Genomic DNA, 19,156 nt, shown 5'->3' with positions numbered 1-19,156 from the left:
CGCACGTGGGACGACATCCAGCGCCGGCCCGGGGCACATCCAGCGCGCCGGGGCACAACCAGCCCGTCCGGCGTTTGAGGACGGAACCGGTACTCACACAAGAGCCCGCACCCTCCCAGCACGAAGCCGAGGCACACCCAGCCCGTCCGGCGCTTGAGGACAGAACCGGTACTCACACAAGAGCCCGCACCCTCCCAGCACGAAGCCGAGGCACACCCAGCCCGTCCGGCGCTTGAGGACAGAACCGGCGCTCACACGAGAGCCCGCACCCTCCCAGCACGAAGCCGCGGCACACCCAGCCCGTCCGGCGCTTGAGGACAGAACCGGTACTCACAAGGCCCCGCACGCCGCAGCGAACCCGCGGCGAACCGCCCACACCCCACCCCGAGAGGCCTACCGCCCAGCCCGCGCGGCCCGCGCAACGGCGACGACGGCCTTCTCCAGGGCGTACTCGGGATCGTCCCCCCCGCCCTTCACCCCCGCGTCAGCCGCAGCCACGGCCCGCAGGGCCGAAGCGACCCCGTCCGGCGTCCACCCCCGCATCTGTTGCCGCACCCGGTCGATCTTCCACGGCGGCATACCCAGCTCCCGGGCCAGATCGGCCGGCCGGCCGCCCCGGGCCGAGGACAGCTTCCCGATCGCCCGTACCCCCTGCGCCAACGCACTGGTGATCAGGACAGGCGGGACCCCGGTCGACAGCGACCACCGCAGTGCCTCCAGCGCCTCCGCCGCGCGCCCCTCCACCGCCCGGTCGGCGACGGTGAACGACGAGGCTTCCGCCCGCCCGGTGTAATAGCGCCCGACGACCGCCTCGTCGATCGTGCCCTCGACGTCCGCGATCAGCTGGGACACCGCACTCGCCAGCTCCCGCAGATCGCTGCCGATGGAGTCGACCAGCGCCTGGCAGGCCTCCGGCGTAGCGGACCGCCCGTGCGCCCGGAACTCCGACCGTACGAAGGAGAGCCGCTCGGCGGGCTTGGTGGTCTTCGGGCAGGCGACCTCCCGCGCCCCGGCCTTGCGCGCCGCGTCCAGCAGCCCCTTGCCCTTGGCGCCGCCCGCGTGCAGGAGGACGAGCGTGATCTCCTCGACCGGCGCGCCGAGATACGCCTTGACGTCCTTGATCGTGTCGGCCGAGAGGTCCTGCGCGTTGCGCACGATCACGACCTTGCGCTCGGCGAAGAGCGAGGGGCTGGTGAGCTCGGCGAGCGTGCCGGGCTGCAACTGGTCGGACGCCAGATCACGTACGTCCGTGTCGGCGTCGGCAGCGCGGGCGGCCGCCACCACCTGCTGCACCGCACGGTCCAGGAGGAGGTCCTCCTGGCCCACGGCGAGGGTGAGGGGCGCGAGCGGATCGTCGGTGGAGTTCTTCCTGGTGGCCATCGCGCTCCAGCATCCCACGCCCTACTGACAGCCCGGACGGCCCGGGCTGTCGGTGCGCGGGCCCCGGCTGTCGGTGCGCGGGGCCGGGCGCGAGGCCGGTGCGCGGGGCGCGAACGCCCGTACCGGAGAATGGCCGGGTGAGCGATGTGAGACATGTACTGGTGCTGCCCGACCGCGACGCCGCGGAGGAGGTGGCCGGAGAGCTGGCGGACCGCTTCGGGGTCGCCGAGGAGCCTCAGCTCGTACGGGACGCGCTGGCCGGCGAGGACGACGCCGAGGACGCCCAGTGGCTGGTGGTCGTGGAGGACGCGGCCGGACGCCTGGACCCGGCCGCGCTCGACGCGTTCGCGGAGGAGTACGAAGGCTGGCTGGAAAAGCCGTGACGCCCGGCCGGATCGGCCCTCGGCGACGGTCCGGCGCGCTCAGCCCTTGGGCACGATCTGGATGTCCAGGTCGATCACGATGCTCGGCCCCACCACGGCGATCCCGCGTGCCAGCATGGTCTGCCAGGTGAGGGTGAAGTCCTCACGGTGCAGTTCGGTGGTGGCCCGGCATGCGGCGCGCGTCTCGCCCTCCGGGCCGTTGCCGATCCCGAGGTACTGGGTGTCCAGCGTCACGGTACGGCTGACGCCGTGCAGGGTCAGCGCCCCGGTGACACCCCACCGGCTGCCGCCCCGGTGGACGAAGCGCTCGCTGTAGAACTCCAGCGTCGGGTAGCGGCCGACGTCGAGGAAGTCGCCGGAGCGCAGGTGGTCGTCGCGCATCTGCACATTGGTGTCGATCGAGGCCGCGTCGATGATCACGTGCATGGCGGAGTCCTCCATGCGGTCGGCGATCCGGACCGCCCCGGCGAAGGTGTTGAACCTGCCGTGGATGCGCGCCAGCCCGATGTGCCGGGCGGTGAAACCGATCTGCGAGTGGTTCGGCTCGATGTCCCAGTCGCCGGGGTCGGGCAGCTGCGGCGGCTGCGCCACCTGGAGGGTCACATCGCCCAGCGTGGCGTGCGCGCCCTCGGTCACCGTCACCGCTCCGTGGAACGGGGTGAAGCCCTCGGCCGTGATCGCCAGCCGGTAGTCGCCCGCCGGGACCGTGGTGAGAACACTGCCGAAGGGGTCCGTCTCCCCGCCGATCACCTTGCGGCCCGCGCTGTCGGTCACGACGAACTCGGCCTGCCGAACCGGTTCGTTGACCGGGTCCAGCACCCGGCAGTTGAGCACGCCCGCGGTACGGGGCACCTGGAATCCGGCGAAAGACCCACCGCGCCCACCCGCCCGGCCTCTGTTTCCCAGCCAACGGCCGAACATCTCTACGTACCCCCAGGGGCGCTGCACGCTTCGGGCCCCTGACCTGTGGACATCTTTGTCGGATCAGCGGCCCGCCGACGAATACGTATTCGATCACTATTGCGGCGTTCGAGGCAAACGGAGGACCTCGGAGGGTCTTGTACGGAGCTGCCACAAGGTGTAATGAGGTGTACGGACGTATGGCGAAGTGCGATGAGCTGCGTCGAGCGGCACACAGGTGTCGCCGAAGGCCCGAATGACAAGTTCCGCCGGTGTGCGTCAGTCGCCCGCCGCGTTCGCCCTCGGCACCCGTCCATGCCGTCCGTCCGTGCCGTCCGTCCGTGGCATCCGCCCGTGGCGTTTCGCGTGTCACCGGCCGGTGGCAGGCCCCGGCGCCGCGACCGTCTCCCGGAGCTGGGGGACCCGGGAGAGCCGCACCCCGAAGTGGTCCCGGTAGGCGGCGAGCACCTCCTCGTCCGTGGCCAGTTCCGTACGGTGCTGATCCCCGCCGACCGTGGTGACCAGGTTCCGCCCGCTCAGCGTCACCCTCCCGGTCTCCGTGTACCGGGAGCACACCAGGGACCGGGTGAAGTGCGAGTCCGGCGAGGTTCGGTGGTACCAGGCCCCTCCCCGGAACTCCGGCAGCGTCCGCGGCCTCAGGTCGAGCCGGAACTGCCGTGAGCCTCCGCGCAGCAGATCCAGATCCCCCTGCGGCGCCTGACGGAGCCGGAACACGCCCCGGGGATCCTCCTGCTCCGCCCGGTCGTCGAGCGCCAGCGGCCACAGCGCGTTGTCTCCGAACCCGACATCCGCCAGCCAGGGCCCCGTACCGTCCTCGGTCTCCACCCGCAGCGCCATGTGGTCGTACGGAATGCCCAGGCGGCCGCCGTCGCCGAAGACCCGGGCCTGGAGGAGGGTCACCCGGAAGCCGAGGGCACGCAGCAACGCCCCGAACGCGCCGTTCAGTTCGTAGCAGAATCCCCCGCGACCGCCGGTCACCTTGGCCATGAGCGCCCGTTCCTCCAGCACGATGTCCTCGCCGAGATGGACCGAGAGGTTCTCGAAGGGCACGGCGAGCAGATGCCGGTGCTGCAGGTCGCGCAGCGCTTCGATGTCGGCCCGCGCCGGACGGTCCGCGCCGATCCGGGTGAGATAGGCGTCGACGGCAGCGGGGGTGACGCCGTCGTCGCCCTGGTCGGGTCCCGGGACGGAGGCGCCGGACGTCGTGGGTGTGTGCGAGGTCATCGCCCCAGTCTGCGCCCGCTCCCGCCCCACGGACCACCGGTCCCACGACAGGGCCCACGACAGGGCCTAGGACTCCTGACCGAGGCCCGTTGCCCGAGGCGGGCCACGGTGATCGCGGTCTAGCCTGACGGGCATGACCGCACACGATCCCGCACGCAGCCGGGAGCAGCGCAAGCAGGACACCCTGGACCGTCTGCGACAGGACGAGGACGCGTGGGTGGCGACAGCCTCCGCGGACGGCGTTCCCACTCTGGTCCCGCTGTCGTTCCTCTGGGACGACGACACCGGCACCCTGGTCATGGCCACCCGGCGGACCAATCCCACCGCCGTCAACGTGACTCCCGAGGGCCCGATCCGCATCACCCTCGGCCCCACGCGCGACGTGGTGCTGATCGAGGGCGGGGCGAGGATCCTGGAGGGGGCCGACCTTCCCCCTGCGGCGAGGGAAGCCTTCGCCGCGAAGCTCCGATGGGACCCGCGCACCCCCGTCTGGGTCTTTCTGCACATCACCCCCCACACCGTGCGCGCCTGGCGCGAGGTGAACGAACTGGCCGACCGCGACCTGATGCTCGCCGGAGCATGGCTGGTCTGACCCGCGCGATGTCATGACCGGCCCACCGCACGCAGCGCCTTACCCGTGCCCGACACCGCGATCGGGCCGTCGGTGTCGGTGCGCAGGACCCGGGCCCCGGCCGCCCTGAGGGCGCCCACCGTATGGGCCGAGGGGTGTCCGTACGGGTTGTCCGCGCCGCAGGAGATGAGCGCCAGCCTCGGCCGTACGCTGTGGAGCAGCCCGGTGTCCTGGAACGCCGAGCCGTGGTGGGCCACCTTGAGGACGTCCACGGGACCCGCGGCCTCCCGGCCCCGCAGCAACTCCCGTTGGGCCGGGGGTTCGAGGTCCCCGAGGAGCAGCAGCGTCAGCCCGCCCGCCGCCCGTACGCGCAGCGTGACGCTGGAGTCGTTCGGCTCCCCGACCAGCGCCCCCGCTCCCCCGGGCTCTTGGCGCGGCCAGAGGACCCGCCAGTCGACCGGGCCCGCCCGGCGGTGCTCACCGGCCACGGCCCGCATCGTCGGGACCCGCGCCGCGGCCGCTGTCCGCCGTACGAACGCGGCCTGCTCCGGCGGCTCTTCGAGGCTCGTCGTCTGGATCGCGCCCACCGCCCTGCCCCGGAGCACGCCAGGCAGCCCGCGCACATGGTCGGCGTGGAAGTGGGTGAGGACCACGAGGGGGACACGGGTCACCGCGAGGTCGCGCAGACACCGGTCGACCGCACGAGGGTCGGGTCCGGCGTCGACGACCACCCCCGTGTCCTCCCCCGCCATGAGGACCATCGCGTCGCCCTGCCCCACGTCGCAGAGCGCGAACGCCCAGTCGGGTGGCGGCCATCCGGTCATGACGCGGGTCAGCGGAACCGGCCTCAGCACCGCCAGCACGAGGAGCAGCCCGGTGGCCGCGCAGATCCACGGGCGCCGGGCCAGCCTCGGCGCCAGGAACACGGCCAGCACCGTGAGGCCGGCCAGCAGCGCCGCGCCGGACCACCCTCCGAGCCACTGGGCCTCCGCTCCGGGGAGTCCCGCCCCCGTGCGGGCGACCGTGGCGATCCACGCGACCGGCCAGCCGGCGACCCCGGCCAGCAGTTCGGCCACCGGCGGGGAGGCCGGGGCGACGGCCAGGGCCGCGAACCCGAGCACCGTCGCCGGCGCCACCGCGAACTCCGCCAGCAGGTTGCACGGGACCGCCACCAGGCTGACCCGTGAGGCCAGGACCACCACCACGGGTGCGCACACGGCTTGCGCGGCCGCCGCCGCGGCCAGCACCTCGGCGAGCCTCCCCGCCACCCGCCGCGCCCGCAGGGCGGCGCTCCACCGTGGCGCGAGGGTCAGCAGCGCACCGGTGGCGAGCACCGACAGCAGGAAGCCGTAACTCCGGGCGAGCCAGGGATCGTAGAGCACCAGGAGGACGACAGCTCCCGCCAGCGCGGGGATCAGGGACCTCCGACGGCCTGTTCCGATCGCGAGGAGTGTGATGAGACCGCAGGCTGCCGCGCGGAGCACGCTCGGTTCCGGACGGCACACGACGATGAACGCGAGGGTCAGCCCGCCGCCGATCAACGCGGTCCCGCGCAGGGAGAGGCCCAACATCGGTGCCAGGCCGCGCCGTTCCGCGCTCAGCGCCGAGCCCGGCGGCCCGACGAGGAGGAAGAGCAGGATCGAGAGGTTGGCCCCGGACACGCTCAAGAGGTGCGTCAGATCAGTCGCTTTGAAGGCGTCGTGGAGTTCGGGCGGGACCCGGGATGTGTCACCGACCACCAGCCCCGGCAACAGCGCACGGGCGTCCGCGTCCAGATCGTCCGTCGCCTCCCGCAATCCGGCGCGCAGGTCCCCGGCCATGCGCTGGATCCGCGTCGGCGGATCGATGATCCGAGGCGCCCCCTCGTCGTCCACCCGGACGACCGCCGCCAGGCGTTCGCCCTCATGGGCGGGGGGCGAGAGCCTGCCGCCGAGCCGGAGCCGGGTGGACGGCAGCAGTTTCTGCCAGTCCGCCCGGTGGTCGCCCGCGTCGACCATGAGCAGCACCGGTGTCCGGACCCGGGTGCCCGAGCCGTCCGGCGTCCGCGCCTCCATGACCTCGGCGTCGATCAGGAGAAGGGCCGGGGCGCTGTGGTTGCCCCGGACCGCCGGGCGGGTCGTCCGGGGATCCGAGGTCACCCGTACGTCGGCGTCGATCCGCGCGTACTCCTCCGCCAGCCCGGGGACGGGACCGCGCCGGACATCGGCCCCGTGGAGTCCGGCCACGGCCGCGCCCGCCGCCGCGCACAGCAGGACGGCTCCCCCGGCGGCGACGGCCCGGGACCGTCCGGCGGGCCGCCCCTCCCGCGAGGTGCGCGAGGCCACCACCAGCAGAACGACCGCCGGAATCAGGCAGGCTGCGGCCACGACGGCCACCCACCGCCCCGGCAGCCCCAGCGTCGACGCCGCAGCCGCCCAGACCGCCAGGGCGGGCGGAACGAGCCGCAGGTCCACGGGCCCGCCCCCTCGCGCCCCGGCCCCGCCCGACGCACCCGATTCACCCGGCGTACCCGGAACACCCGACATACCCGGAACAGGCGGCGTACCCGGAACACCCGGCGTACCGGGAGCACCCGGCGTACCGGGAGCACCCGGCGTTCCCGGAGCACCCGGCGTTCCCGGAACACTCGGCGTACCCGGAACACTCGGCGCACACGCCGAACTGCCCGCGGCCTCGCCCGCTCCCCGGACGTAGGGCCGGGCCTCACGGCTGCTCATGGCCGTACGAGCGGCTGGAGTTCGGCGAAGCGGCGGTCGCCGATCCCGTTGACCTGCCTGAGCTCGTCGACGGACCGGAATCCGTTGTTCTCCGTGCGGTAGTCGATCATGTGCTGGGCCAGCACCGGCCCGACCCCTGGCAACGTTTCCAACTGCTCCGCGGTCGCCGTGCTCAGGCTCAGCGGTGCCGAGGGTCCGGGCCCGCCCGGCGCGCCGCCCACCCCGTCGGCCCCGGCGGGCCCGCTGCCGCCCGGCCCGGGGGCCGGCGGTCCGGGCGGCAGCGGCAGACCCACTACGACCTGCTCACCGTCCAGCAGAACCCGCGCCCGATTGATCCCCGTCACATCCGTGCCCGCGCGTACACCCCCCGCCGCGTCGAGCGCGTCCGCCACCCGCGAGCCCGCCGGAAGCCGGCGGACCCCCGGCCGACGCACCTTGCCGCTCACATCGACGACGATCTGCCCGCTCCCGACCGCATCCACGTCCGGTGGTGCCCCTGCGGTCGGACGGGGGACCTGTCCGGGGCCCTCGGACCGTAACGGGTCCGGGGGCAACGCGGGCGCCGCCGCTGCGCCGGCGACGGGTTCCGGCGGGCGCACGGCCTGGGGGCGTACGGACCAGAAGTGGAACGCCGCGACCCCCACGGCGGCGAGCAGCACCAGGCCGAGCACCACCGGCGTGCGCGGTGCCATCCCGCACCGGAGCCGCACCCACAACGGCAGCCGCTCCCGAACGGCCGACACGAGACGGCCCACCCCAGACATACCCCCGGACACCGCCCCCGGGGCTTCCGCCACGGGCACGGGCACGGGCTCCGGCTCCGGCTCACGTACCAAGACGGGCGCAGGCTCCGCCTCACGTACCGATACGGGCGCTGTACCGCGCCCTGGCCCGGGGACACCGGCCATCAGCGCGTCGGCCCGACGACGCGCCGCCGCCGCGGCACGGGCGGAACGCCCCCGCGCGGACAGCCGCCCACCATGGCGTGCATCGGAACGCGCGCCGGGGCCCACGCCCGCCCGGCCACTCGGGCGCGTGCCGGAACCGCGTCGCACCCGTGCGGGCGTCCTCGTCGGCAACGGGTCGGGCGGCGAAGTCGAGTGCGGAGACGGGAATGTGGACGATGCATCGGATGACAGGGCAGAGGCGGAAGAAGCATCGGGAGCCGACGCTCGAGAAGATCGAAGGGCCATGCCTCACGACGTTAGGCACATCCGACCGAACCCGCCGAGCAGCACCGATTCCTGTGGAAAGACCGGCGGTTGTGGATAACTCGACCACTCCACGGGGTGAAATCCCGCTCGCCGCGAGGAAAAAATCAGGGAGATCAGCGCGAGGACATCAGCGCAGAGAAAGCAGCGCGGTGAGATCAGCGCGGTGAGATCACCGCAGAAGATCACCGCAGCGAGATCACCGCGCCGAGCAGCCCCGGCCCCGTGTGCGCCCCGATCACCGCACCGACCTCGCTGACGTGGAGGTCGACCAGGCCGGGAACGCGCTCGCGCAGCCGCTCGGCCAGGCGCTCCGCGCGCTCCGGGGCGGCGAGGTGGTGGACGGCGATGTCCACCGGGGCCGCACCCGCCCGCTCGGCGACGATCTCCTCCAGACGGGCAATGGCCTTGGACGCCGTCCGCACCTTCTCCAGCATCTCGATCCGGCCCGCGTCGAGCTCCAGGAGCGGTTTCACCGCCAGCGCGGATCCCAGCAGGGCCTGCGCCGTACCGATGCGTCCGCCCCGGCGCAGATAGTCGAGCGTGTCGACATAGAAATACGCCGAGGTGCCTGCGGCCCGCTTCTCCGCGGCCGATACCGCCTCGTCCAGGCTGCCGCCCGCCTCGGCGGTCTCCGCAGCCGCCAGAGCGCAGAATCCCAGGGCCATGGCGACCATGCCGGTGTCCACCACACGTACCGGAACGGGGGCGTCCGCCGCCGCGAGCAGCGCGGCGTCGTACGTGCCCGAGAACTCCGACGACAGGTGCAGCGACACCACCGCGTCCGCGCCGCCCTCGGCCGCCGCCCGGTAGGCCGCGGCGAAGACCTCGGGGCTGGGGCGGGACGTGGTCACGGAGTGGCGTTTCTGCAGAGCCAGGGCGAGCGAGCGGGCCGAGATCTCCGTGCCCTCCTCCAGCGCCCGGTCGCCCAGGACGACGGTCAGCGGCACTGCGGTGATGCCGTGCCGTTCCATCGTCGGGCGCGGCAGGTAGGCCGTGGAATCGGTGACGATAGCGACATGGCGGGACATGAGCCGGAGGTTACCTGGCGTGGCGGGAGTGCGGCAGCCCGGCCCCGGCCCTCTGATCATTCATGGCCGCTTGGGAACGTATCCGGCCGGGTCGTGGATACGCCCGAGCCGTCGCGTGTGCGTCAGTTCGTCGTTTCCGGACGGGTGGACTTCTGCCAGGGGTAGGTCGTACGCAGCCGCGGGTCCGGGGCGGTGATCGCCTGCGGGCTCTCCTCGCGGGCCGGTCCGGACCAGGCCTGGTCGGCCGTGCTGCTGTTCCCGGCCGAGGGGTCCGTCGAGGCGGCCGGCTCGGGCCAGTCCGTCCCGGGGCCCTGGCCCGGTGTCGAGGCGGATGCCCCCGCGCCGGATGCCCGCGGCGGCTCTTCGACGGTCCAGTGCCGCAGCGCGCCGGCCTCGATGTCGATCTGCGCGTTCAGCGCGTCCAGGTCGTCGTCGGCGAACTGCCGCGCCCGGTCCCGCGCCGCCCAGCGCAGCGACTCCGCCGAGTGCGTGATCCGCTGCGTGCGTTCCCTCAGCTTGGGCAGCAGGCCCGCGACGGTCGCCCGGTCCGGCTCGCGCTCCAGCCGCTTCAGCTCGTCGTCCAGTTCGAGGCCGTGCTCGCTCAGCCTCCGGAACAGTGCCACCGACTCGGCCAGGGACGCGTCCTCGGCGGCGCCGGCGTGCAGAGCGTCCTGCGTGGCGCGCATCGAGGTGCGCAACGCGAGCCGGAGCTGCGCCAGCTCGCCGGCGACACCCGTCTGCCCGAAGCTCTTGGCCCGGAGCGTGGTGTCCTCCACGGTACGCCGGGCCTGCGTGATCGTGCGGTCCACGCCTCGCTTGGCCGCGCCGACGGCCTTCACTGTCGCGTAGACACCCAGCGCGACGAACGCGACCAAGAGCAACGCCAGGATCGTGATCGCGGCTTCCATGAATGCCCCTCGATATCTCGATGCGGCCGCCGATACCGGTCGCCCCTCCACCGTAAACGGAACGGGCAGGCCGAGGGTTCCTTCGGAACCCCCAACCTGCCCGTAGGGGATGGCCCCCACCACGCACAGGGACCGTCACGCGGCTGCCATCACCCGGCCGTCACCGCCCGGCCGTCACCGCCCGGCCGTCGTCACGCGATCGTCGGCACACAGCAGCCGTCACGCAGCAGCCGTCACGCGGGGACGATGTTCACCAGCTTCGGCGCACGCACGATCACCTTGCGGATCCCGGCCCCGCCCAGCGCCGCGACGACCGCCTCGTCGGCCAGGGCCAGCGCCTCCAGCTCCTCGTCCGTGATGGCGGGCGAGATCTCCAGGCGAGCCCGGACCTTGCCCTTGATCTGGACGACGCAGGTGACGGTCTCGTCCACGACGTACGCCGGGTCCGCCACCGGGAAGTCCTGGTGCACGACCGATCCGGTGTGGCCCAGCCGCCGCCACAGCTCCTCCGCGATGTGCGGGGCCAGCGGGGCGATCAGCAGGACCAGCCGCTCGGCGACGGAGCGCGACAGCGGGCCGCCGGCCTTCGTCAGGTGGTTGTTCAGCTCGGTGACCTTGGCGATGGCGGTGTTGAACCGCATCCCCGCCATGTCCTGGCCGACCCCGTCGATGGCCTTGTGCAGGGCGCGCAGCGTTTCCTCGCCGGGCTCCGTGTCGACGACGGTGATCTCACCGGTCTCCTCGTCGACCACGTTGCGCCACAGCCGCTGCAGCAGCCGGTACTGGCCGACCACGGCCCGGGTGTCCCAGGGGCGCGACACGTCCAGGGGGCCCATCGCCATCTCGTACAGGCGCAGGGTGTCCGCACCGTACTCACCGCAGATCTCGTCCGGCGTGACCGCGTTCTTCAGGGACTTGCCCATCTTGCCCAGGACGCGGCTGACTTTTTCGCCCTCGTAGTAGAACGCGCCGTCGCGCTCCTCCACCTCTGCGGCGGGGACGGCGATGCCCCGGCTGTCGCGGTAGACGAAGGCCTGGATCATGCCCTGGTTGTACAGCTTGTGGAACGGCTCGGCGGAGGAGATGTGGCCCAGGTCGTGCAGCACCTTGGACCAGAAGCGCGCGTACAGCAGGTGCAGCACGGCGTGCTCTGCGCCGCCGACGTACAGGTCGACACCGCCGGTGGGCCGGCCCTCGCGCGGGCCCATCCAGTACTGCTCGATCGCCGGGTCGACCAGCTGCCGATCGTTGTTCGGGTCCAGGTAGCGCAGCTCGTACCAGCAGGAACCGGCCCAGTTGGGCATGGTGTTGGTCTCGCGGCGGTACTGCCGGGGACCGGCGCCGTCGCCCAGGTCCAGCGTGACGTTGACCCAGTCGGCGTTGCGCGACAGCGGGGTCTCGGGCTGGGCGGTCGCGTCCTCCGGGTCGAAGGTGCGCGGCGAGTAGTCCTCGACCTCGGGCAGCTCCAGCGGCAGCATCGACTCGGGCAGCGGGTGGGCGATGCCGTCCTCGTCGTACACGATCGGGAACGGCTCGCCCCAGTAGCGCTGCCGGCTGAACAGCCAGTCGCGCAGCCGGAAGTTGACGGTGCCCTCGCCGACGCCGTGCTCCTTCAGCCAGTCGGTGATCCTCGCCTTGGCCTCGACGACGCCCAGGCCGTCCAGCGAGATCTCCTCGTTGGCGGAGTTGACCAGCTTCGCGTCGTACGAGCCGAAGGCGTCGTCCCACGTGGAGGGGTCGGTTCCACGGTCGTCGGAGGGCTGCACGACGCAGCGCATCGGCAGCTCGAAGGCGCGCGCGAAGGCGAAGTCGCGCGCGTCGTGCGCCGGTACGGCCATGATCGCGCCGGTGCCGTAGCCCATCAGGACGTAGTCGGCGATGAAGACGGGAACCTTCTCGCCGCTGACCGGGTTGGTCGCGTACGCGCCGGTGAAGACACCGGTCTTGTCCTTGGCCTCGGCCTGCCGCTCGACGTCGGACTTGGCGGCGGCCTGCTTGCGGTACGCGGTGACGGCCTCGGCCGGGCTCGCGTGCCCGCCGGTCCACACCGGGTGGGTGCCCTCGGGCCAGGCGGCCGGGATGATCCGCTCGACCATGTCGTGCTCGGGCGCCAGCACCATGTACGTCGCGCCGAACAGGGTGTCCTGGCGGGTGGTGAAGACGGTGATGCCGCCGGCGGTGTCCACCGGGAACTCGACCCGGGCGCCCTTGGAGCGGCCGATCCAGTTGCGCTGCTGCAGCTTGATGGCCTCGGGCCAGTCCAACCCGTCCAGGTCGTTCAGCAGCCGGTCGGCGTAGGAGGTGATGCGCATGTTCCACTGGCGCAGCTTGGCCTTGAAGACGGGGAAGTTGCCGCGCTCGGACCGGCCGTCGGCGGTGACCTCCTCGTTGGCCAGGACGGTGCCCAGCCCGGGCGACCAGTTCACCGGGGCGTCGGAGGCGTACGCCAGGCGGTACTCGCTCAGCAGGTCGGCGCGCTCGGTGGCGCTCAGCGCGCTCCACTCACGGCCGTCGGGGGTCGCCCGCGCGCCGCTCTCGAACTGCTCGACCAGCTCGGCGATCGGGCGGGCCCGGCCGGCCTCGGTGTCGTACCAGGAGTTGAAGATCTGCAGGAAGATCCACTGCGTCCACTTGTAGTACTCGGCCTCGATCGTCGCGAAGGAGCGGCGATTGTCGTGGCCCAGACCCAGCCGGCGCAGCTGGGCCTTCATGTTCTCCATGTTGGCCTCGGTGGAGACCCGGGGGTGGGTGCCCGTCTGGACGGCGTACTGCTCGGCGGGCAGGCCGAAGGCGTCGAAACCCAGGGTGTGCAGCACGTTGTGGCCGGTCATCCGCTGGTGGCGGGCGTAGACATCGGTGGCGATGTAGCCCAGCGGGTGTCCGACGTGCAGCCCCGCACCCGAGGGGTACGGGAACATGTCCATGATGAACTTCTTCGGCTTGGCGGCCAGCTCCGGGTCGCCCGCCAGGTCACCGGTGGGGTTCGGCGCCTCGTACGTCCCCTCGGAGTCCCAGAAGTCCTGCCAGCGTGCCTCGATGTCGGCGGCCATCGCCGCCGTGTAGCGGTGCGGCGCGGCCGTCTCGGCTGCGGAATTCGTCTCGGTCATGATCCTCAAAGCTCCATCGATCGTCATCTGCCGGGAAACGAAAAAACCCCTCGCACAGGAGGGGACGCCGCGCTGACTCCGACCAGGCGTTCTCACCGGTCGGGACTGTTCAGCGCGGCTCGCTAAGCAGAAGGCGTACGGCACGCATGGCGTCAGGGTACCGCACGGGCCCGGAAGGGAGCGGACGGTAACCAGGGGGCGGACACCGCACGCGCGAACCGGAATCCCGCGACCAGCCGTTGCTCTCCGTAGCTGAATTACGGCGCCTCGGTGGGGGCGCGGCGCAGGGGGCGACCTTCCCGGCCGAAGCCGACCCGGGCATACCTGATGCGGACAAGAGAACCGGACGAAAGAAGCGGGCCACCCGATCCGGGTGGCCCGCTTCCTCACTGTCGATCTTGTGGAGCTAAGGAGAATTGAACTCCTGACCTCCTGCATGCCATGCAGGCGCTCTACCAACTGAGCTATAGCCCCTTGCCGCGTGCCGCCCGGTTTCCCTTGGCGACATCGAGAACATTACACGGTCCCCCCGGTGCTTCACCAAATCGTTTCCGGTCCGCACCGATACGCCCGAATCATCCCGAACGGTGGATCGCCGGCCGCAGGTCAGGCGGTCGCGAAGGAGTAGAAGCGCTTGAGGGTGCAGTGCTCCTCCAGGAGCCGCCCGTAGATCGGCTCCCCCTCCAGCTCCCGGTAGGTCTCGATGGGGTCGCCTTTTATGATCAGCGCCCGCGCGCATTCCTCGCACCAGTACTGGTACTCCGCGTTGACCGGGTCCATGTCCCTGACGATGGGCGTACCACTGCCGCACCAGTCGCACTTACGCCTGTGTGCACCCATCAGTCAGCTCCAGCTGTGGCCGCAGGCCGTGCACACGTAGGAGACCCCTCCGTTGTCACCCAGAACCTGGGCCACATGGGACGAACCGCAGGACGGGCAGCCGAGGCGGGATCGATCTTCGAGCGGTACGGGGTCGGAGTACGGGGTGGCGACAAGAGGCTGGTCGGGGACGTGTTCGCGACTCGCAGGCATCGCGCTCCCTCCCGATCGGTACGTCGCCCCCTCCGGCGTTCCGATTCTGCCATGACCCCGCAAGGGGGTCAGCCCGCTCGGTGCTCCCTATACAGAAGATCCCGCCCCCTGGTGGGGACGGGATCCTGATTGTGGAGCTAAGGAGAATTGAACTCCTGACCTCCTGCATGCCATGCAGGCGCTCTACCAACTGAGCTATAGCCCCGCTGTTCGCTGTTGTTTCCCTGCGTTTCCGCGCTGCGAACAAGAAGAACTTTAGCCTGCGACCGGCCGGAAAGTGAAATCCGGCCCGGGCCGCCCGAGGACGGCCCGCGAACGGCCTCTCAACTGCCTCCCGACGGCCTCTAGTCGTCGTCGCCGAGGACCGGCTCCGGAAGCGTGCCGGCGTTGTGTTCCAGCAGACGCCAGCCGCGCGCACCCTCGCCGAGGACGGACCAGCAGCAGTTGGACAGCCCGCCGAGCCCTTCCCAGTGGTGCGCCTCCAGGCCCAGCAGCCGGCCGATCGTCGTCCTGATCGTGCCGCCGTGGCTGACCACGACGAGCGTGCCGTTCTCCGGAAGCTTCTCGGCGTGCTCCAGAACGACCGGGGCCGCCCGGTCGGCGACCTCGGTCTCCAGCTCGCCGCCGCCGCGGCGCACGGGCTCCCCGCGCTTCCACGCCGCGTACTGATCACCGAAGCGCTCGACGATCTCCTGGTGGGTCAGCCCCTGCCAGGCACCGGCGTACGTCTCACGGAGTGCGGCGTCATGGGCGACGGAGAGGCCGCTGACGGCGGAGAGCTCGGCAGCCGTGGCCGCCGCCCGTCGCAGGTCGGAGGCGACGATGGCGTCCGGCTTCAGCGAGGCGAGCAGCCGGGCGGCGCGGCGGGCCTGCCCGACGCCGGCCTCGGTGAGCTCGATGTCCGTGGAGCCCTGGAAACGGCGCTCCAGGTTCCACGCCGTCTGGCCGTGCCGCCAGAGAACGATCCTGCGGCCCGTGCCGCTGCTGCTGCCGTTCAGCTCTGATCGCCTTCCGTGCCGCCGTTGAGCTGTGCGTGCTCCTCGGCCTTGCCACGGGTCTTGACCGCGTCCTCGGGGAGGGCGATCTCCGGGCAGTCCTTCCACAGGCGCTCCAGCGCGTAGAAGACGCGCTCCTCGCTGTGCTGGACGTGGATGACGATGTCGACGTAGTCGAGGAGGATCCAGCGGGCGTCGCGGTCGCCCTCGCGGCGCACCGGCTTGACGCCGAGCTCCTTCTGGAGCTGCTCCTCGATCTCGTCGACGATCGACTTGACCTGGCGGTCGTTGGGGGCCGAGGCCAGCAGGAAGGCGTCGGTGATCGACAGCACATCGCTGACGTCGTAGGCGATGATGTCGTGCGCGAGCCGGTCGGCGGCCGCCTGAGCGGCGGCGGTGATGAGCTCGATGGAGCGGTCCGTGGCGGTCACATGCAGGCTTTCGTCGGCGGTCGGATGCAACCTCTAGGGTCTCACGGACCGCCGACAGAGCCTTACTGCGTTTCCAGGCCGATCCTCGCCGGGTTTCCGGGCCGGGTTCCACCGCGTTTCCCGGCCGGGCCTCACGGAGTTTCCCGGGCCGGGCCTCACTGCGTTCCTCGGCCGGACCGAACCGTGTTCCTCGGCCGGGTTCGGACGCCGGGCACCGGTCGGCGCCGGAGCGCCGACCGGTGGTCCCGTGCGGGCTACGGGGCCTCGTAGTCCTGTCCGAGGACCGCGGACACGTCGGCGTTGGCGGCCGGCTCGCCCTTCTTCACGTCACCCGCGGAGAGGCCCAGGGTCTTGGCCACCTCGACGGCCTTCTCCTTGTCCTCGGCGGACCGGTAGAGCACGACGGACGACGTCTCGGCCCCTGCCTTGCCGCTGTCCACGAAGGCGTAACCGCCGTTGACCAGCTGGACCCGGGCGGCTTCCGCGGCCTTCTCGTTCCCGGTGGCGTTGCGGACGGCGACCCGGAGCGGAGCTCCCGCCTCGGGGGCCTTCACCGTGCCGCCGAGGATGTCCTTGACGACGTCGCGGGTGTCCGCCTCGGTGAGCGTGCCGTCCTCCTGGACCGGCAGCAGGGCCGTCTTGTAGTCGCCGACCTTGGCACGCGAGGCCAGCTTGGCGAGCGAGGCCCCGAGGTCCTTCTCGGGCAGCGACGGGTCCAGCACCTGGAGCAGCGTCTCGATGGTGACGGTCGCGGCCTTGGGATCCTCGGAGATCTTGCGCAGCGTGGCCCGCATGACCTCGCCGAACCGCGTCAGCTGCTTGGCCTCGGGCTCCCCCGGCGCACGGTAGGTGGCGTACGCGACGGCCATCGCGCCGCTGAGCGTCTGGCCCTCGCCCTCGTTCACCAGGGGCGATTCGCCCTTCTTCGCGCCCGGCACATCGGTGTCGGTGTCGACCTCGATGTTGCCGACCAGCTCGACGAGGTTCTCCAGGTACGGGGTGTCCAGCCGCCAGGTGCCGGTGATCCGGGTGCCCAGGAGGGTGTCGATCGCCTCCCGGGTGCCGGTCCTGCCGTCGTCCTCGACGGACTTGCCGAGCGTGGTGGTGGTTCCGTCGTCGGAGGCGACGGCGAGGGAGTTCGGCAGCAGGACGGTGGTGCCCTGCTTCGTGGTGGCGTTGTCGACGAGCAGCGCCGTCGAGGTGCCGCCCCTCTTCGTGTCGTGCAGGTGCACCACCATCATGTCGCGCTGCTGGGCGCCCGCGGCCACGGCCTTCTTCTCGTCCGACCCGGACAGGCCCGGGATCATGTCGGCGGACCAGAGATAGCCGGCCCCGCCGACGACGACGAGAACGGCGACGACGATCAGGGCGACCATCCGGTTGCGGCCCTTGCGCCGGGCCTCCTCGCGCCGCTCGCTGCGGCTCTCGGTGAACTTCAGCCAGTCGATGACGTCTTCGGAGTCCTCGTCGGGCTCCTCGATGAACGAGAACTGCTCGGTGCGGTAGTCGGGGGCGGGCTTGCGCTGCCCCGGAAGTGCGGGCTCCGCGTCCGGCTCCGCTGCGCCTTCCGCCGACCCCTGTGACTGCTGTGACTGCTGTGACTGCTGCGGATGCTGTGACTGCTGCGCGGGAGGCTGCTGCGGGGCCTGTACCGGCGAGGGGGCCGCGCCCTGCTGCGGGACACTCCAGTGCTGGCCCGTGTCGACCGCGGCGGACTGCTGCTCGGTGGCGTACCCGTAGTCGGTGTAGGAGCCGTAGCCGTACACCTGGTCCGTGCCCTGGCCCTGCTGCGTCCGGGGCGGCTGAGGCGCCTGTACCGGATGCGGGGCGGCGTAGGGGTCGTAACCCTGGGGCTGCTGCTGGGGGTTGCCGTACGCGTCGTAGCCGTAGCCGGCGTCCTGGGCCAGGTGTCCCTGACCCGGCTGTGCGGCGTAGGGGTCGTAACCCTGACCCTGCTGGTCCTGCTGGTCGTACTGGCCCTGCTGGTCGTACGGCTGCTGCCCCTGCTGCTGGTAGACCGGCTGCCCGTACGCGTCGTAGCCGATGATCTGCGGCTCTTGGTAGTACGGGTCGTACGGGTTCTGCGGGTCGTTCACCGGTGCCCCTCTCCGTGGCTCATTCGCCGCGGTACAGCTGGCGCTTGTCGATGTAGCGGACCACGCCGTCCGGCACCAGGTACCAGACCGGCTCCCCCTGCGCGACCCTCTCACGGCAGTCCGTGGACGAGATCGCGAGCGCGGGCACCTCCACGAGGGAGACACCGCCCTCGGGCAGCCCGTCGTCCGTGAGCACGTGACCCGGGCGGGTCACACCGATGAAGTGGGAGAGCGAGAACAGCTCCTCCGCGTCGCGCCAGGTGAGGATCTGGGACAACGCGTCGGCGCCGGTGATGAAGAAGAGGTCCGCGTCGCCGTGGACCTCGCGCAGATCACGCAGCGTATCGATGGTGTACGTCGGTCCGCCACGGTCGATGTCACTCCGGCTGACGGAGAACTGCGGATTGGACGCGGTGGCGATGACCGTCATCAGATAGCGGTCCTCGGCCGGGGAGACCCTCTTGTGGCTCTTCTGCCACGGCTGCCCGGTCGGGACGAAGACGACCTCGTCGAGATGGAACTGGGCGGCCACTTCACTGGCCGCCACCAGGTGTCCATGGTGGATCGGGTCGAATGTCCCGCCCATCACGCCGATGCGGCGTTTGCCGGGGCCGGTAGGCACTTCCTGCTCTCCCATGCGTGCAGAGCCTACTGGCACAGCTGTACGCCTCTGACTCAGCGGTCGCGGTTGAAGCGGGTGGTGACCCACAGCAGGAACATCAGCGCGAGGAACGCCCCGGCGCCGACGAAGTAGGGGTTGAGGCTTTCGTGGTTGCCGCCCTCGCCGCCTTCGGAGGCGAGAGTGACCAGCTGGTGTGCGGTGCTCGTGAGGCTCATCTTCGGCAGGACCTATCGATCGTGAATCGGAAGGAAGACGTCGGTCACATCGTATGCGGGCCCCCCGGGCACGCTCACGGCGACTCAGTCGTTGTTGTCGTCGTTGCGGTATCCGCGCAGCAGGAACCACGCGAGCAGCACCGCTCCGAGGATCGAGACGAGCAACACGATCCGGAGCGTGTCACCCGGTCCCTGCTCCTCGGACGCGGCGGCGAGCAGTACGGCGGTGTGCGACATTTCGGGCGCTCCTCAAAGTTATCCACAGCCCCCCGCACACCGTAGCGCCAGCGCATACGCTGGGTTTTGTCCGGG

General features: G+C 71.4%; 18 protein-coding genes and 2 tRNA genes. 2 read left to right on the top strand and 18 right to left on the bottom strand.

Features of this window, described 5'->3' with window-relative positions; translation table 11 throughout:
• Positions 1 to 393: 393 nt before the first annotated feature.
• Complete coding sequence (gene holA / locus AC3CH1_RS25495; RefSeq protein WP_488465049.1) at positions 394 to 1,380, bottom strand: DNA polymerase III subunit delta; 987 nt, start codon at positions 1,378 to 1,380, stop codon at positions 394 to 396.
• Between the two features lie 137 nt (positions 1,381 to 1,517).
• Here holA and AC3CH1_RS25490 point away from each other — a divergent pair, with 137 nt between their 5' ends.
• Positions 1,518 to 1,763 (top strand): hypothetical protein, encoded by a 246-nt coding sequence (locus tag AC3CH1_RS25490; protein ID WP_032791316.1) that lies wholly within the window; start codon positions 1,518 to 1,520, stop codon positions 1,761 to 1,763.
• A 39-nt stretch (positions 1,764 to 1,802) separates the two neighbouring features.
• Here AC3CH1_RS25490 and AC3CH1_RS25485 read toward each other — a convergent pair whose 3' ends face one another.
• Both AC3CH1_RS25485 and AC3CH1_RS25480 read right to left on the bottom strand, forming a co-directional pair.
• A complete protein-coding gene (locus AC3CH1_RS25485; protein WP_488466735.1) occupies positions 1,803 to 2,684 on the bottom strand; it encodes a YceI family protein in 882 nt (293 codons plus the stop codon).
• 348 nt (positions 2,685 to 3,032) lie between these two features.
• The gene (locus AC3CH1_RS25480; RefSeq protein WP_488465048.1) at positions 3,033 to 3,908 is read right to left on the bottom strand and encodes an arylamine N-acetyltransferase family protein; all 876 of its coding nucleotides are present in this window, start codon (positions 3,906 to 3,908) and stop codon (positions 3,033 to 3,035) included.
• A 133-nt stretch (positions 3,909 to 4,041) separates the two neighbouring features.
• Between AC3CH1_RS25480 and AC3CH1_RS25475 the strand changes: the two genes are divergently transcribed.
• A complete protein-coding gene (locus AC3CH1_RS25475; RefSeq protein ID WP_488465047.1) occupies positions 4,042 to 4,500 on the top strand; it encodes a pyridoxamine 5'-phosphate oxidase family protein in 459 nt (152 codons plus the stop codon).
• 11 nt (positions 4,501 to 4,511) lie between these two features.
• Here AC3CH1_RS25475 and AC3CH1_RS25470 read toward each other — a convergent pair whose 3' ends face one another.
• From AC3CH1_RS25470 to AC3CH1_RS25400, 15 genes are all read right to left on the bottom strand, one after another.
• On the bottom strand, positions 4,512 to 7,004 hold the full coding sequence (locus AC3CH1_RS25470; protein ID WP_488465046.1) for a ComEC/Rec2 family competence protein: 2,493 nt from the start codon (positions 7,002 to 7,004) through the stop codon (positions 4,512 to 4,514).
• Positions 7,005 to 7,192: 188 nt separating this feature from the next.
• Complete coding sequence (locus AC3CH1_RS25465; protein ID WP_488465045.1) at positions 7,193 to 7,888, bottom strand: ComEA family DNA-binding protein; 696 nt, start codon at positions 7,886 to 7,888, stop codon at positions 7,193 to 7,195.
• A 704-nt stretch (positions 7,889 to 8,592) separates the two neighbouring features.
• Entirely contained in the window at positions 8,593 to 9,438 is an 846-nt protein-coding gene (locus AC3CH1_RS25460) for a DegV family protein (protein WP_488465044.1), read from the bottom strand.
• Between the two features lie 122 nt (positions 9,439 to 9,560).
• A complete protein-coding gene (locus tag AC3CH1_RS25455; protein WP_488465043.1) occupies positions 9,561 to 10,346 on the bottom strand; it encodes a hypothetical protein in 786 nt (261 codons plus the stop codon).
• Between the two features lie 233 nt (positions 10,347 to 10,579).
• The gene (gene leuS / locus AC3CH1_RS25450; protein WP_488465042.1) at positions 10,580 to 13,453 is read right to left on the bottom strand and encodes a leucine--tRNA ligase; all 2,874 of its coding nucleotides are present in this window, start codon (positions 13,451 to 13,453) and stop codon (positions 10,580 to 10,582) included.
• A 401-nt stretch (positions 13,454 to 13,854) separates the two neighbouring features.
• A tRNA-Ala gene (locus AC3CH1_RS25445) sits at positions 13,855 to 13,927 on the bottom strand.
• A 132-nt stretch (positions 13,928 to 14,059) separates the two neighbouring features.
• On the bottom strand, positions 14,060 to 14,293 hold the full coding sequence (locus AC3CH1_RS25440; protein ID WP_003969224.1) for a hypothetical protein: 234 nt from the start codon (positions 14,291 to 14,293) through the stop codon (positions 14,060 to 14,062).
• Positions 14,294 to 14,296: 3 nt separating this feature from the next.
• Positions 14,297 to 14,485 (bottom strand): hypothetical protein, encoded by a 189-nt coding sequence (locus AC3CH1_RS25435; RefSeq protein ID WP_488465041.1) that lies wholly within the window; start codon positions 14,483 to 14,485, stop codon positions 14,297 to 14,299.
• Between the two features lie 132 nt (positions 14,486 to 14,617).
• Positions 14,618 to 14,690, bottom strand: a tRNA-Ala gene (locus AC3CH1_RS25430).
• A gap of 139 nt (positions 14,691 to 14,829) precedes the next feature.
• Complete coding sequence (locus AC3CH1_RS25425) at positions 14,830 to 15,483, bottom strand: histidine phosphatase family protein (protein WP_215109788.1); 654 nt, start codon at positions 15,481 to 15,483, stop codon at positions 14,830 to 14,832.
• The gene (gene rsfS / locus AC3CH1_RS25420; protein ID WP_488465040.1) at positions 15,480 to 15,911 is read right to left on the bottom strand and encodes a ribosome silencing factor; all 432 of its coding nucleotides are present in this window, start codon (positions 15,909 to 15,911) and stop codon (positions 15,480 to 15,482) included. Before rsfS ends, AC3CH1_RS25425 begins: the two co-directional genes overlap by 4 nt.
• A gap of 254 nt (positions 15,912 to 16,165) precedes the next feature.
• On the bottom strand, positions 16,166 to 18,007 hold the full coding sequence (locus AC3CH1_RS25415; RefSeq protein ID WP_488465039.1) for a LytR C-terminal domain-containing protein: 1,842 nt from the start codon (positions 18,005 to 18,007) through the stop codon (positions 16,166 to 16,168).
• Between the two features lie 19 nt (positions 18,008 to 18,026).
• Positions 18,027 to 18,644, bottom strand: a complete 618-nt coding sequence (nadD, locus tag AC3CH1_RS25410) for a nicotinate-nucleotide adenylyltransferase (protein WP_469219778.1) — start codon at positions 18,642 to 18,644, stop codon at positions 18,027 to 18,029.
• A 38-nt stretch (positions 18,645 to 18,682) separates the two neighbouring features.
• A complete protein-coding gene (locus tag AC3CH1_RS25405; protein ID WP_018961242.1) occupies positions 18,683 to 18,844 on the bottom strand; it encodes a hypothetical protein in 162 nt (53 codons plus the stop codon).
• A gap of 84 nt (positions 18,845 to 18,928) precedes the next feature.
• Positions 18,929 to 19,081, bottom strand: coding sequence for a hypothetical protein (locus AC3CH1_RS25400; protein WP_018961243.1), 153 nt, complete (start codon positions 19,079 to 19,081; stop codon positions 18,929 to 18,931).
• Positions 19,082 to 19,156 lie beyond the last annotated feature (75 nt).

It is taken from the genome of Streptomyces sp. MGP-P1 (assembly GCF_057766565.1).
The sequence above is the reverse complement of the archived record's forward strand: the minus strand, read 5'-3'. Positions and strand labels throughout refer to the sequence as shown.